The 14,072-nt window shown below is 61.0% G+C and carries 15 protein-coding genes; 5 read left to right on the plus strand and 10 right to left on the minus strand.

The features are described 5' to 3' along the window. Positions 1 to 93 precede the first annotated feature (93 nt). The 3 genes from AC1D11_RS21675 to AC1D11_RS21685 all read left to right on the plus strand — a co-directional run bounded on the left by AC1D11_RS21675 (position 94) and on the right by AC1D11_RS21685 (position 2,038). A complete protein-coding gene (locus AC1D11_RS21675) occupies positions 94 to 660 on the plus strand; it encodes a sigma-70 family RNA polymerase sigma factor (protein ID WP_477648521.1) in 567 nt (188 codons plus the stop codon). Positions 661 to 677: 17 nt separating this feature from the next. Then, positions 678 to 929 carry a zf-HC2 domain-containing protein gene (locus AC1D11_RS21680; protein ID WP_477651324.1) on the plus strand — a complete coding sequence of 84 codons (252 nt, stop codon included), beginning with the start codon at positions 678 to 680 and terminating at the stop codon, positions 927 to 929. Positions 930 to 1,567: 638 nt separating this feature from the next. Further along, positions 1,568 to 2,038, plus strand: coding sequence for an RNA recognition motif domain-containing protein (locus AC1D11_RS21685; RefSeq protein ID WP_477651325.1), 471 nt, complete (start codon positions 1,568 to 1,570; stop codon positions 2,036 to 2,038). 151 nt (positions 2,039 to 2,189) lie between these two features. Here AC1D11_RS21685 and AC1D11_RS21690 read toward each other — a convergent pair whose 3' ends face one another. From AC1D11_RS21690 to AC1D11_RS21705, 4 genes are all read right to left on the minus strand, one after another. Continuing rightward, the gene (locus AC1D11_RS21690) at positions 2,190 to 2,966 is read right to left on the minus strand and encodes an SDR family oxidoreductase (protein ID WP_477648518.1); all 777 of its coding nucleotides are present in this window, start codon (positions 2,964 to 2,966) and stop codon (positions 2,190 to 2,192) included. A gap of 31 nt (positions 2,967 to 2,997) precedes the next feature. Continuing rightward, positions 2,998 to 3,675 (minus strand): LPS export ABC transporter periplasmic protein LptC, encoded by a 678-nt coding sequence (lptC, locus tag AC1D11_RS21695; protein ID WP_477648570.1) that lies wholly within the window; start codon positions 3,673 to 3,675, stop codon positions 2,998 to 3,000. A 77-nt stretch (positions 3,676 to 3,752) separates the two neighbouring features. Further along, positions 3,753 to 4,349, minus strand: a complete 597-nt coding sequence (locus tag AC1D11_RS21700) for a KdsC family phosphatase (protein ID WP_457281902.1) — start codon at positions 4,347 to 4,349, stop codon at positions 3,753 to 3,755. 38 nt (positions 4,350 to 4,387) lie between these two features. Next, positions 4,388 to 5,380 (minus strand): KpsF/GutQ family sugar-phosphate isomerase, encoded by a 993-nt coding sequence (locus AC1D11_RS21705; protein WP_477648517.1) that lies wholly within the window; start codon positions 5,378 to 5,380, stop codon positions 4,388 to 4,390. 116 nt (positions 5,381 to 5,496) lie between these two features. Between AC1D11_RS21705 and AC1D11_RS21710 the strand changes: the two genes are divergently transcribed. Beyond that, positions 5,497 to 7,491: a cation:proton antiporter domain-containing protein gene (locus AC1D11_RS21710; protein ID WP_477648516.1), complete on the plus strand. Its 1,995-nt coding sequence runs from the start codon at positions 5,497 to 5,499 to the stop codon at positions 7,489 to 7,491. A gap of 162 nt (positions 7,492 to 7,653) precedes the next feature. Continuing rightward, positions 7,654 to 8,226: an adenine phosphoribosyltransferase gene (locus AC1D11_RS21715; RefSeq protein ID WP_457281899.1), complete on the plus strand. Its 573-nt coding sequence runs from the start codon at positions 7,654 to 7,656 to the stop codon at positions 8,224 to 8,226. A gap of 124 nt (positions 8,227 to 8,350) precedes the next feature. Here AC1D11_RS21715 and AC1D11_RS21720 read toward each other — a convergent pair whose 3' ends face one another. The 6 genes from AC1D11_RS21720 to AC1D11_RS21745 all read right to left on the minus strand — a co-directional run bounded on the left by AC1D11_RS21720 (position 8,351) and on the right by AC1D11_RS21745 (position 14,035). Continuing rightward, positions 8,351 to 9,121 (minus strand): hypothetical protein, encoded by a 771-nt coding sequence (locus AC1D11_RS21720; protein WP_477648515.1) that lies wholly within the window; start codon positions 9,119 to 9,121, stop codon positions 8,351 to 8,353. A 247-nt stretch (positions 9,122 to 9,368) separates the two neighbouring features. Continuing rightward, positions 9,369 to 9,860 carry a Crp/Fnr family transcriptional regulator gene (locus AC1D11_RS21725; RefSeq protein ID WP_122954706.1) on the minus strand — a complete coding sequence of 164 codons (492 nt, stop codon included), beginning with the start codon at positions 9,858 to 9,860 and terminating at the stop codon, positions 9,369 to 9,371. Positions 9,861 to 10,045: 185 nt separating this feature from the next. Further along, a complete protein-coding gene (gene mnmE, locus AC1D11_RS21730) occupies positions 10,046 to 11,458 on the minus strand; it encodes a tRNA uridine-5-carboxymethylaminomethyl(34) synthesis GTPase MnmE (RefSeq protein ID WP_477648514.1) in 1,413 nt (470 codons plus the stop codon). 119 nt (positions 11,459 to 11,577) lie between these two features. After that, positions 11,578 to 13,305: a membrane protein insertase YidC gene (gene yidC / locus AC1D11_RS21735; protein ID WP_477651326.1), complete on the minus strand. Its 1,728-nt coding sequence runs from the start codon at positions 13,303 to 13,305 to the stop codon at positions 11,578 to 11,580. Beyond that, positions 13,302 to 13,619 (minus strand): membrane protein insertion efficiency factor YidD, encoded by a 318-nt coding sequence (yidD, locus tag AC1D11_RS21740; RefSeq protein WP_477650023.1) that lies wholly within the window; start codon positions 13,617 to 13,619, stop codon positions 13,302 to 13,304. The genes yidC and yidD overlap by 4 nt, the downstream gene beginning before the upstream one ends. Then, positions 13,616 to 14,035 (minus strand): ribonuclease P protein component, encoded by a 420-nt coding sequence (locus AC1D11_RS21745; protein WP_477650022.1) that lies wholly within the window; start codon positions 14,033 to 14,035, stop codon positions 13,616 to 13,618. The genes yidD and AC1D11_RS21745 overlap by 4 nt, the downstream gene beginning before the upstream one ends. Between the last annotated feature and the right edge of the window lie 37 nt (positions 14,036 to 14,072).

Here is a 14,072-nt window from a genome sequence, read left to right on the forward strand (position 1 = left end):
ATAGTGCTTGGGGCCATTGGCTTCTGGCGCCTTGGGCACAAATTTCGCCGCGTTCTGGCGCACAAGCGTCACACCAGCCGCTAGACTTTCGCCATGCCTACTTTTGAAGAGCAGCTGGTTGAACACCGCGTCTATCTCCTTCGTTTTGCGCGCCTGCAGCTGCGCAACGATGAATGGGCCGAGGACGCCGTGTCGGAAACACTGCTGGCGGCTTTGTCCAAGCCACAGTCTTTCGGCAACCGCTCGCAGCTCAAGACCTGGCTTGTCGGCATTCTCAAGCACAAGGTCATAGACCTGATCCGCAGCAATGCGCGCATGGTGGCTGTGCCGGACGCCCACGGCGACGGAGAGGGTGACGAGCTCGACCGGCTCTCTTTCCAGGCCGACGGGCATTTCACAGAACCGCCCAATGACTGGGGCAATCCGGACCAGACCCTGCAGCAGGTTCAGTTCTTTCAGGTACTGGACGCATGCATGGAACGCCTGCCACCGGCACTGGGGCGCCTGTTCCTGATGCGTGAGTGGCTGGAGCTTTCCTCGCAGGAAGTCTGTAAGGAACTCTCACTGACACCGACCAACCTGTATGTCCAGTTGCATCGGGCCCGCCTGCGCCTGCAGGAGTGCCTGAATATCCACTGGTTTGGCAAACTCAGCACCTGATACGGCCGGCCCTTGACGTGAAACCCAACATTACCCCGTTAAGACGCACCTGCCGCGAGGCTGCGGCATTGCTGATCGCGCGGGAAGACCGCGCGCTCCGTTTGCCCGACCACATTGCGCTCAAGCTGCATCTTCTGGCCTGCGACGCCTGCCCGAAGTTTGAGAACCAGATTCTGACCATGCGCGCCGCAATGAAGCAGTGGCGCAACTATTCGGATCTTGCCGAGGCTGGCTCCACCGAATTGCCGCCCGATATTCGTCCCAAATAACGCGCCGCCGAACGGGTGAAGTCGGTCGCCACCTCATCGAATAAATAGGGCTTCGGATTGAATCTTGCAATTTTTTGTAACTATTTTCTTTCCGCGCGCGCGTCAACTGTCCTGCCTATGGTTTTTAACGGACACATCCTCGCTTCCAGCGTCAGGGCGGTCCGGAGAGAACTTACGACTCTGATTTCTTCGCGCCGGTAGCCTCTATTCATTGGTAAATCCATGAACAGTAGGCGCTAACTTATTAAGCAGGGCCGTAAATTCGGGCCACTAATAGAGCTTTATTGCTAAACAACCGCGTAGTTGGGGCGAAAACCTCATCCCGGGCTTTTTGTTGCGCCATCTTCAATAGAAGTGCTTTGGGTTACCCTTTGCGGCCTTCGAATCAACGGGCAGGCCGATACAAAAATCGTAAGCAAGCCCGGGAAGCCCCTGTTTATGCGGGCTTGCGAGGCCCGGGCAGTAACGCCAGCGGGTTGTCTTTTTGATAACTGACGCATAATATGCCGGTGCGAGTGTCACTATTCGCACACGTTAGGTGATCGGTCAGTTTCGCGCGCTACAGCGGTACGTATCAAGATTTGTTGTGCTTTCGGGACCCCATCGCTTTTGTTTTTGTGTTTTAGAGGAGTCCCTTCATGGGCAACAAACTTTACGTCGGCAACCTGCCGTACTCGGTCCGCGACGAAGACCTGCAACAATCTTTTGGCCAATTTGGCGCTGTCACCAGCGCTAAAGTCATGATGGAACGCGACACCGGTCGCTCCAAAGGCTTTGGCTTTGTCGAAATGGGCAGCGATGCAGAAGCCCAGGCAGCTATCAACGGCATGAACGGCCAGCCTCTGGGCGGCCGTAGCGTTGTCGTGAACGAAGCTCGTCCCATGGAGGCACGTCCTCCACGTAGCGGCGGCTTCGGCGGCGGCGGTGGTGGCGGCTACGGTGGTGGTGGTGGCGGCGATCGTTCCGGCGGTGGTGGCTACGGCGGTGGCGGCGGTGGTCGCTCCGGCGGCGGCGGTAGCGACGGCGGTTTCCGCAGCCCCTACGGCGGCGGCGGTAGCGGCGGTGGCCGTTCCGGTGGTGGCGGCGGTGGTGGACGCGGCGGCTACTAAGCCCTGCAGAACCCCCTCTTCAGCCTCTGGTTGAAGAGCGCCTAAAAGGCTTCAAGACTTCGGTTTTGAAGCCTTTTTGCTTTGCAGCGCCCAACTCACGGGCGCGGGCAGCTCCTGTTTTGATAGCGCAGCGCGCAAAAGCGCCCGGCTCTCAGCTCTCGCCCTGGCGATGCTTGCGTGCGCGGCCAGACAAGGCCTTGTCGAACACGGCATTGGGCAGCAGGCGCAACAACTTGGCCACCACGCCCATTTGCCAGGGGATCACCCGGTAGCGGCACCCCGCCTGGATGGTGGCAAACGCTTTTTCGGCAAATACCTCGGCCTTCATCAGAAACGGCATGGCATAGCGGTTTTCGCGGGTCAGCGGCGTGTCGATGTAGCCCGGGCAAATCGTCACCACCTTCACGCCACTGGGGAGCAGTTCACCGCGCAGGCTTTCACAATAGGCGATGACCGCGGCCTTGCTCGCGCAGTAGGCGCCGTGGCCGGGAAGGCCGCGTATGCCGGCCACGCTGCCAATACCAACCAGTGTTCCTGTGCCTCGCGAAACCATGCCGGAGATGAACGGGTGAAAGGTGGCTGCGACACCGATATTGTTGGTCGCAAAAGTCCGGGCCATGACCTCAAGGTCTGCACGCACCGCAGAGTCCATGCCGATACTGATGCCGGCATTGGCAATCACCACATCGGGCACGCCCTGCGCTGCGATGCAAGCCTCGCCGGCAGACACAATGCTGTCGATGTCGGATACGTCTGCGCCGTAGACCTGGTAGCGGCTCGCACTGATGGCGTGGGTCTCCGCCCAGGCCTGGACCTCGGCGGTTCTGCGGGCAGCCAGCGCCAGCCGATAGCCCGCAGAATAGAAACGCAGTGCCAATGCCTGCCCGATACCGCTGGAAGCACCGGTGATAAATACGAGTCTGGACATGGTGGGCAGTCGTTGATTGAAGAGCGTCGCGTTAGCGGGTCGCCGGTGCGTTGCTTGCCGGAGTGAGGGGTGGTGCGGGCGTGAGAGTGGGTGTGAGAACGGGCAAGTTACCAACACCTGCAGCGCTGGCCGCGGAACGCGGGACGAGAATGCCGCGGACACGTCCCTTGAGATCGGCCACCTGGTCCAGGTTGTCGTAGGCAAAAGTGTCACCGGTGAACTGGTCGGTGCCGCGAATCAGCAGCACCGGTTTGTGCGACTTCACGCGCTCGTCATTCAGGAAGGCATGAAGAAACTCTCCGCGAAACTCCATGCGCGGCGTTTCCTTCCCGTTCGCATCCTGGCTCGCCTCCCTGACCACCACCGCGTTGCCCGTTAACTGCACTTCCGATCCATCACCATTGGTGTACGCCCGGTTGGCGGTAGCGGTCGTGATGCGCTTTTCCACATTAATGCTGCGGATGCGCACCTGGTCAATTTCCAGGATGTCGGTGTCGGCGAAATGCCGGGCCTCGGTCCCATAAATTTCGCTCTTGAGGTGGCCCCCTTCGTCAAACGTCTTGACGGTGAACTTGCGCATGAAATAGTCCACGTCGTGGCGCGCCTCCCTGGCCACCTCCGGCGTGCTGAAGATCGGGGTGTTGCGCACAAGCCAGTAGGTACCCAGCGCCAGCAACCCCATCATCACCAGCGGCATGTAAATGGCCATGCCGTCCCAGACGCGCAGAAAGCGTCGCCACACGTTTTTCAGGTGCAGCAGGGCACCGTCGCTTTTCACCGCGGTGCTCACTGGCTGTACTCCTGAAGCAGCCCGGCATAGCGTCCGCTGGCAACCAGCAGCACATCACAGAACTCGCGTGCGGCGCCATGGCCACCTGGCGCTTGCGTCACATGATGGACCATCGCGCGAACCTCCGCGTGCGCGTTGATCGGCGCGCAGCTCAATGCCACACGGGACAGCACAGGCAGGTCGGGCCAGTCGTCACCCATGGCTGCGGCAGCGCTCCAGTCCAGCCCCAGGGCCTGCAGCGTGAGCTCGGCGGCCGGGCGTTTGTCCTCCGTGCCGAAATGGGCATGGGTGATGCCGAGCGCCTGCAAACGTGCGCGCAGCACGTGGCTGTCGCGCCCGGTGATGACGGCGGGAGTAATGCCGGCCCTCTGGAGCAGCTTGAGGCCATGGCCGTCCAGCGTGTTGAACCGTTTGACGATCTCGCCCGAAGCGCGGTAACCACCGGACGCCACGGCCAGTTCGTGGCCGTCGGGGTATTCGGAAAAATACAGGCCACCGTCCGTGAGCACACCGTCGACGTCAAAAAATGCCACCTTTATGCCCTGCGCGCGCAGCAGCAGTTCAGGCGGAAAGCTCAGTGTTGGAGTAAGCATCTATCGTTTCACCGCAAGCCAAATAACGGGTGCGGGTGTCATATCACTTTTGCGCGCATCAGGTCGTTGGTATTCAGCGCCCCGCACAACACCCCTGCGTCGTCCACAACCAGCACGCTGGTGATGCGGTGCTGCTCCATCAATGCCACAGCCTCAACAGCCAGCGAATCCGGCTGTATGGTGCGCGGATTGGCGCGCATCACGTCGCCTGCCTTGCTGCTGCGCAGGTCTACGCCTTTTTCGACCAGCCGGCGCAAATCGCCGTCGGTGAATATACCGATCACTCGCCGGCTGCCGTCCACTACCGCAGAAGCCCCAAGTCCCTTGGCGCTCATTTCACGCATGAGGTCGGTGAAGCTGGTGTCGGCCAGCACTTGCGGCACTGCATCGCCGCTGCGCATCACGTCACTGACATGCGTCAGCAGCTTCCGGCCGAGCGCACCGCCCGGGTGGGAACGCGCAAAGTCTTCTTCCTTGAAGCCGCGCGCATCCAGCAGGGCGACGGCCAGCGCGTCACCCAGGGCGAGCTGCGCAGTCGTGCTGGCAGTCGGCGCCAGGTTGAGCGGACAGGCTTCCTGCGCCACGCTGCTGTCGAGCGTCACCCGTGCTTGCCGGGCAAGCGTGGACTGCGCGCCCCCGGTAATTGCCACCATCGGTACGCCCTGGCGGCTCAGCACCGGCAGGATCATCGTCAATTCGGCGCTCTCGCCGCTGTTGGAAATTGCGAGCACCACGTCGATGGCCTTGATCATGCCCAGGTCGCCGTGGCTGGCTTCAGCCGGATGCACAAACATGGCAGGTGTTCCAGTGGAGGCGAGTGTGGCGGCAATCTTGCGGCCTATATGGCCGCTTTTTCCCATGCCCATGACAACCACGCGGCCGCGGCACTGCAGCATCAACTCCACGGCCTGGGCAAACTCGTCGCCCAGCCGTCCCACCAGGCCCAGCACAGCGGCGGCTTCTATTTCAAAAGTCTTCCTGGCAAGGCTTAGCACCTGTTCGGCATCAAAATTCACGGCGTCAAGGCTCATGGCTGCATTCTATAGAGGCGGACAGGCCCCATCCTGCCGGCAGGCCCCCGCGCGAATGGGCCTTGGCCGCCTGCAAATCGTCAAGGCCGTGCAATATCCTCGGCTACCATCAACGCATGAGCGCGCTTGAACTGACCCTGCTGTACCTGCTGGCTGCTGTGCTGGGTGTGGTGGCATGCCGTTCGCTCAAGCTGCCTCCCATGCTGGGCTACCTGGCGGTCGGCGTGGTCATCGGGCCCAACGCACTGGCGCTGGCGCAAAATTCCGACGGCGTCCGGCATTTGGGCGAGTTCGGCGTGGTGTTTCTGATGTTCGTGATCGGGCTTGAGTTCAACCTGCCCAAGCTGCGTTCCATGCGGCGTCACGTTTTTGGCCTGGGCCTGCTGCAGGTCACGCTGACCATCGTGCTGGCCACGGTGGGCTCGCTGTTCCTTGCCAGCATGGCCCCCGGTCTCTGGAAGATGGGCTGGCAGACCGCGCTGGCGCTGTCCGGTGCCATCGCCATGAGCAGCACCGCCATTGTGGTCAAGCTGCTGTCGGAGCGACTTGAACTCGAATCCGAACACGGCAAGCGCGTCATGGGCGTGCTGTTGTTCCAGGACTTGGCCGTTGTACCGTTGCTGGTGCTGATTCCGGCACTGGGGGCGCCCGCCGATGCGCTCCTGACGGCGCTGGCGATCGCGGGGTTGAAGGCGGCCGTGCTGGTGGGCTTGCTGCTCACCGGCGGGCAACGCATCATGCGCTGGTGGCTCACCATCGTGGCGCGGCGCAAAAGCGAAGAACTGTTCGTGCTCAACCTGCTGCTGGTCACACTGGCGCTGGCCTGGCTGACCGAGCGCGCCGGGTTGAGCCTGGCACTGGGCGCCTTTATTGCCGGCATGCTGATCTCCGAGACGGAATACAAGCACCAGGTCGAAACCGACATTCGGCCCTTCCACGATGTTTTGCTGGGTCTTTTCTTCATCAGCATCGGCATGCTGCTGGACTGGCGGCTGGTACTGGAACGATGGCCGCTGGTGCTGTTGCTGACGACGTTGCCTGTTCTCTTCAAGCTGGTGCTGGTTACCGCGCTGGCGCGCTCGCTGGGTGCCACAGCCGGCGTATCGCTGCGCACCGGCCTGTACCTTGCCCAGGCGGGCGAATTCGGCTTTGTGCTGCTCACGCTGGCCCAGCAGAGCAACCTGGTGCCACCCGCACTGTTAAACCCCATTTTGGCCAGCATGGTGCTGTCCATGCTGGCGACGCCTTTCATCATCATGTACAGCAACCGCATTGTGATGAAGCTGGTTTCCAGCGAGTGGCTGCAGCAATCGCTGCAAATGACGACCATTGCACGCAAGTCCATCAACGCCAACAAACACGTGATCATCTGCGGCTATGGCCGCTGCGGCCAGAACCTGGGCCACATGCTGGAGCGCGAAGGCATCCAGTACATGGCGCTCGACCTCGACCCCGACCGGGTACGGCAGGCCGCAGCCGCAGGCGATTCGGTGGTGTTCGGCGATGCGGTGCGGCTCCAGGCCCTGATGGCAGCCGGGCTGGCCCGGGCCAGCGCCGTGGTGGTAACTTATCTCGACACAGCCAGCGCCCTCAAGGTGCTGGCCAACACGCGCGCCCACGCGCCGACCGTGCCGGTGATTGTGCGGACGGTAGACGACCACGACCTGGAAAAACTCCAGGCAGCCGGCGCTACAGAGGTCGTACCTGAGGCCATTGAAGGCAGCCTGATGCTCGCCAGCCATGCGCTGGCGCTGGTGGGCGTGCCCATGCGCCGTGTGATCCGCGTCGTGCAGGATCAACGTGACGCCCGCTACAACCTGCTGCGAGGTTACTTTCGCGGTGCCGACGACGACACCGTCAATGAGCTCGAGCAGGAGCGCCTGTCCAACGTCACATTGCCGCTGGGCACAAAATCTGCCGGAAAACCCCTGGGCGCCGCGGCACTGGGCGCTGGCGGCGTGCGTGTGGTCAGCCTGCGCCGCAGCAATGGCAAGGCCGTAGCGGCGCATGACGAAACATTGCTGGAGGGCGGGGACACGCTGGTGCTGTCAGGCAAGCCCGAGGCATTGGCCATGGCCGAAGAGAAGCTCCTGCGCGGCCGTATCAACTGAGCAGCGGGCCGCCCGTCGCAAAGGGGGAGCTTCCGGGGGAAACATGCCACCGCTTTGTTCGCGCCTGCAGCAGGTCGTTGTCCATTGGCGAGGAAGCCCGGCGATAGCGTTCATCGCGGGCACTGACGGCACAATATGGGCGCCACCCACCTTGGACACGCCATGCCTGATCTGCACAGCCTCACTCACCAGACCGTCGGCCAGTACCTGAAGAACCATATCCGCACCGTGCCCGACTGGCCGGCCCCCGGCGTGCAGTTTCGCGACATCACGCCGCTGCTGCAGAACCCCAAGGTCTTTCGCGTGCTGATCGACGCTTTTGTGCACCGCTACATGGACGGCAAGCTCCGTCCCGACATCGTGGCAGGGCTGGATGCGCGCGGGTTCATCCTCGGCGCCGTCATCGCCTATGAGTTGAATGTTGGCTTTGTGCCGATACGCAAAAAAGGCAAACTGCCCTTCACAACCGTGCAGGAAACCTATGAGCTCGAATATGGAAGCGCCACTGTCGAGCTGCATACCGATGCGGTCAAGCCCGGCGACCGGGTGCTGCTGATCGACGACCTGATCGCCACGGGCGGCACCATGATGGCCGGCAAAAAACTGCTGGAGAAGCTGGGCGCCACCGTCACCGAAGGTGCGGCGATTGTTGACCTGCCCGAACTCGGTGGGTCAGAAAAATTGCGGGCAGCAGGGCTGCCGCTGTTCACCTTGATTGACTTTTCGGGGCATTGAACGGCAGGATGCCGTTCTGGAAACTACCCGGGGAGAACGGGTTCAGCTATAGAAGTTATAGCTGCTTGCGCCCGTGCTGATTGGGCTTGAAGCTCATTTGTCTTAAATATGAAGCCGCATCGGCTTAGTTCAGATCGCCGTACTGCGTGCTGCTCAGCGCTGGCGACGTGCTGAATTCCGGCGGCATTTCGGTGTCTTCAAAGCCCGTCAGCAGGGTGTATGAACGTGAGCGCGGGCCGCTTTGCACTTTGACCCCTTTTTCCGGGGCGACGGCAGGGCCTTGCGCGGACGCAGCAACCAGGGCTTGTTTGAAGGCGGCAACCTCGTCGGCCTGGATAGGCTCATAGCGTGGTGTTGCGGGTTTGACGGGTGCGCTGGTTTCTACATTGGCTTCGGCGTGTACTACAGCGGGCGCCTGTGCGGCAGGTGCTTGCACGGCCTGCGGAGGCGTCGGGGCCTGTTTGACCACGACCGCCATTTCCTCCAGGCGCCAGTACACAGCGGGTACCAAGATCTCAAAGCGCGCTTTGGCGTGCTGTGCGATCGATGCCTCAATTCCACTCAATTGCTCGGACGTACCGCCAAATGCTTTTGCCAGGTCCATCATGACCAGGAATTCATTGCCGCTCTGGTCGAGCGAAAGAACTTTGAATTTGTAGCTTGCCGAGAGCACGCCGGAGCGGGTCATGGCTTCACGAATTGCTACGTACAGTTGCTCGCGGCGGGCGTGACGCTTGAGCTTGCCGGAATCGGCGGGAGCAGGGTGTTCGGGGGAAAGTCGCTGGGGTACGGACGTTGCAAATTTGTCGCGTCCGGCGGACGCGCGTCTTTGTTCGTCATTCGCAGCCGCGCTGGCTTGCTGCGGTTTGTCGGAAAACCAGTTTAAAAAAGACATGGGCAATGTTCTCGTGGTGAGTCTTCATTTTCCGTCAATGCACGGAGTGAATCTGTAAGCAATAGCGCAAACGGTTCAGCTGTTGTTTAGCAGCAAATCCTGTGGCCAACTTTATCGAAACACCCATGCAACTGTCTGGTAAAAAATCACGCCCGTCACGTTTTTGAGAACGCCTTTGACGCCCGAAAGTATTACGGCAGGAGTCAGTTGTCTGATGATGCCGGTGCACCCGACAGAGGTGTGATGCTCAGGTCACGGCGACGCGCTTGGGACGGTTATAAAGTCGCTTGGCCATGACCGACCCCATTGCCATGGTCAGCTCCAATGCAATAGGGCTGTGGCGGTTTGCCAGCTCAAGGAACCGCATCGGCGTGAGGCACCAAAGCTTGCAAGGCGTCGACGCATGCACCGTGGCACTGCGCGGCATGTGCGAGAAGAAAGCACCTTCACCGAGCACGGTACCTGCACCTACCAGAGCCATTCGCACGCGGGCCTTTTCATCTTCGTAATGAACGCTGAGTGTGCCGCTTTCCACAAAATACAGCGTGCGATCCAGCGCACCCTGTTCCATCAGCACCTGGCCACTGTTGAGGGCGAAAGGCTGCATGTAGCTGGCCAGGATGTCCCAATGCGGCTGGTTGAATTGACAGCGCAATGCGTCACTGGCGTGGCAGTGAAGAATGGCTTGGGCAAGGCCCTGAATGTCAAAACGAATGGCGGCAGGTAGTGGAGCGTTCATAGTGGGACGGAAGATACCTTCGCACTACATAGCCCGCAAGGGACGTTAACGGCCCCTTACACCTGATACAGGAAAACCGGAGTTGTAATTTCCCCTCGACAGAACGCCATTTTTGACTGTTTTGGTGCGTTTTTCGCGGCACGGCGCCGCTTGTCCCCAGACGGGGCCCGCCTGTCGCCGGTTTACTACTTTCCAATACAGAATCTGGAAAAAATCTCGCCCAACAGGTCGTCCGGCGTGAACGCACCGGTGATCTCGCTGAGGTGAAGTTGCGCCTGGCGCAAATCTTCGGCCAGCAGGTCCAGGGCAGGGTGCCCCGCGCGAATCTGCGCATGGGCTCTCCCGAGTTGTTCGGCGACCTGTTGCAGGGCACGCACGTGGCGCTCGCGGGCCATGAACACACCTTCAGGTGCGGATTGCCAGCCCACGACCTGCAGCAATTGCCTGCGCAGCGCTTGCAGGCCGTCGCCGGTTTTGGCGGAGATCAGAACGCCGCCGCTGATGGTGCCCAGGACGTCCGCGGCAGCTGCGTCCGACTTGTTCCAGACGTCGATGATGGGCGTGTTGCGCGGCAGCTCACGGCTCAATACCTCTGCGATGTGTACGTCGGCGGCCAGGTAATCGGCGGCATGCCGGGTCAGGTCATGCAGGAAGAGCACCGCGTCGGCGCTGGCGATTTCGGCCCACGCGCGTTCGACGCCGATTTTTTCCACTTCGTCGAGTGCATCGCGCAGGCCAGCGGTGTCCACCACATGCAGCGGCACGCCTTCAATCTGGATCAGCTGCGAGACCTTGTCGCGTGTGGTGCCGGCAATTGGCGTGACGATGGCGAGTTCGGCACCGGCCAGCGCATTGAGCAGCGAACTTTTGCCGGCGTTCGGCTGGCCAGCGATCACCACCTTGATGCCTTCGCGCAGCAAGGCGCCCTGCACCGCGCGCTGCATCACGCCGGCCAGCGTCACCTGCAAGCGCTCAAGCTGGCCCTGCGCATCTGCCTTCTGCAGGAAGTCGATGTCTTCCTCCGGGAAGTCCAGCGTGGCTTCGACCAGCATGCGCAGATGGATCAGCTGCTCCAGCAGCGTGTTGACCGCCAGCGAGAATTCACCCGACATTGAACGCGCGGCCGATCGCGCGGCGGTCTCAGTGCTCGCATCGATCAGGTCGGCAATCGCCTCGGCCTGTGCCAGGTCGATCTTGTCGTTGAGGAAGGCACGTTCGGTGAACTCGCCCGGTTGCGCTACGCGCAGCCCCGGCACGACCGCCTGGCCGGTTACCGGGTCTGGCGCCGCGCCAGCCTCAAGGCATCGCGCCAGCAACAGCTGCAGCACGACAGGGCCGCCATGCGCTTGCAGCTCCAGCACGTCTTCGCCGGTGTAGGAATGCGGCGCCGGGAAATGCAGGGCGAGCCCTTGGTCGATGGCTACGCCATGCGCATCGCTGAAGGGAAGGTAGGTTGCCTGACGCGGCTGCAGCTGGCGGCCGCAAATCGCCTCTATGACGGGCGCGATGTGCTTGCCGGACACCCGCACAATGCCCACCGCACCGCGCCCGGGCGCAGTGGCGATAGCAACGATGGGGTCGTGATGTCGGGCCAGCATGGTGGTAGATGTTAAGGGGCAAACCGGATATTGGCGCCTGGGTAAGAAGCGTCGCCGCCAAAGTCGGTTTCCCAAGAAAAAGGGCCGCGAAGCGGCCCAATTTTTATTCCGTGTCCGCCTTATTTGAACTTCGGCAGGTTGAACTGCGGCGGCACACCCATGCGGGTATTGATGATCCACTGCTGGGTGATGGACAGAATGTTGTTGGTAATCCAGTACAGCACCAGGCCGGCCGGGAAGAAGAAGAACATCACGCTGAAGATCAGCGGCATGAACCACATCAGCTTGGCTTGCATCGGATCCGGCGGAGCGGGATTGAGCGCCGTTTGCAGCATGGTCGTCAGGGTCATCAGCACGGGCAGGATGAAGAACGGATCCGGCGCCGAGAGGTCATGGATCCACAAGACCCAGGGTGCATTGCGCATTTCAACGCTCGACAGCAGCACCCAGTACAACGCGATGAACACGGGGATCTGGATCATGATCGGGAAGCAGCCGCCCATCGGGTTGACTTTTTCTTCCTTGTAGATTTTCATCATCGCCTGCTGCATTTCCTGCGGCTTGTCTTTCAGGCGCTCACGCATTTCCATGATCTTGGGATTGATCGCCTTCATCTTGGCCATGCTGGCATACGCCTTGGCATTGAGCCAGTAGAACGCGATTTTCAGCAGCAGCACCAAAGCCACAATGGACCAACCCCAGTTATGGATGAAGCCGTGCAGCTTGTCGAGCAGCCAATACAGCGGCTTGGCCAGGATGGTCAACCAGCCGTAGTCCTTCACCAGCTCCAGGCCTGGTGCAATGGCTTCCAGTGTTTTTTCTTCCTGGGGGCCGACGAAAAACTTCGCGTCGACCGACTTGGTCGTGCCAGCTGCGATGGTGTCCAGCGGCGTGATCATGACGACGGAATACAGGTTGTTGGCGACCTTCTGGAACAACAGGTCGCGCTTGAGGCCATCCGGAAGAATCCAGGCGGTTGCAAAGTAATGCTGGACCATGGCGATATAGCCATTGGTGGCCTGCTTTTCGACATCAACCTTGTTGTTCTCGATGTCCTTGAATTCCACCTTTTGGTATTTCTTGGCTTCGGTATAAATCGCCGGGCCGGTAAAGGTGGAATAAAAAGAAGACTCTCCGGGCGGCTTGTTGCCGTCACGCACGAGCTGCAGGTACAGCTGAGGCGACACCGCGGCTGTGCCGGTGTTGACGATGTCGTGGCGCACCGCAATGTCGTACGCGCCACGTTTCAGGGTATAGGTCTTGACCAGCTTGACGCCGCCGACTTCCGCCGACTCAAACTTGATCTGCAGTTCGTCCTGGCCGTCTTTCAGAGCCCGTTCGCCTGGAACCACGGCCATTGGCGTTTTGTGGGTAGGAAAGCCCCCGGTGGTGCCGGGTGCCGTAACAAGGCCGGTCTGCGCCACATAAACGCGGTTTGCGCTTTCGTCCATCAAGACAAAACCTTCGGCCGTATGCGCCTGGTCTTTGTATTTGACGAATGCCGAGTGCACCAGGGTGCCGCCTTCACTGTCAAATGTCAGCGTGAGCACATCGGTGTTCACGACGAAGCGTTCTTTGGCGGTCGACGGCGCAATCGATGGAGCGCCTGCCGGCACGGCACCGGGCGCGCCTGGCGTTGCGTTGGCAGCCTGCGGTGCGGGCACGGATGAAGCCGTAGAGCCGGCAGCTACAGGTGCAGAGGAACCTGCGGCCGGCGCCTTGGCGCTTTGCGTTGCTGACGGGAAAAAGGTCGCCTTGTGGCCGTTATATACCTGCCATTGGTCCCACAAAAGGACCATGGAAAAACCAAAAATCACCCACAGGATGGTGCGGCGGATGTCGTTCATGACGGCGTCTTTTTAGAAGGGGTGGAGGCCACGGGGGTGGCCAGGCGGGAAAAGAGGGGAGCAGGCGGCACCGGGTCGTGCCCGCCATCGCACCAGGGATGGCAGCGTACCAGCCGGTGCAAAGTGAGGTAGCTGCCGACAGTCGCGCCGTGCTGCTGCAGGGCCTGCAGTGAATAGGCGGAACAGGTCGGCTCAAACCGGCAGGCTGAACCCAGCCAGGGGCTGAGCAACAAACGATAGCCTTTGACCAGGCCGATCAGCAGGGTTTGCGGCAAACGGAAAAGAGGTGCCAGCGCGGCAAAAACAGGGCTCATGGCGCCTTGGCTCCTGCCTGCATCAGCGCCAGCACTTCGGTGCGTACCGCCAGCTTGAGCTGCTCGGACGTCGCGCTGATGAATTCCTTGCGCGAAAAATCACGCCGCAAGCGGACCACAAAAGCAGCCTGAGGATACTGATGCGAAAAATCAGCGCTCACGGTGTAGATCTGTCGTTTGATGGCGTTACGTGTGACGGCGCGTTTGGCCCAGCGTTTGGGAACCATGGCCCCAAGCCAGACATCCTGTACGGGAAACAGCGGCTTTGCCGCGATCACATCAGCCAGCTTGCCTGGCTCAGCTTGCACGGGCTTTGCGTCCAGCGCATTGCGGTGCAATGCGAAGTGCGTTGTTTTTGCAACAATGGCGCCGGCAAGAACTGCCTGGAACTGGGGTCGGGTTTGAAGCCGTTGCACGAGCGCCAGGCGTCAGTTTAAAAAACTGCGAATGGCC

It is taken from the genome of Polaromonas sp. P1_E11 (assembly GCF_056405995.1).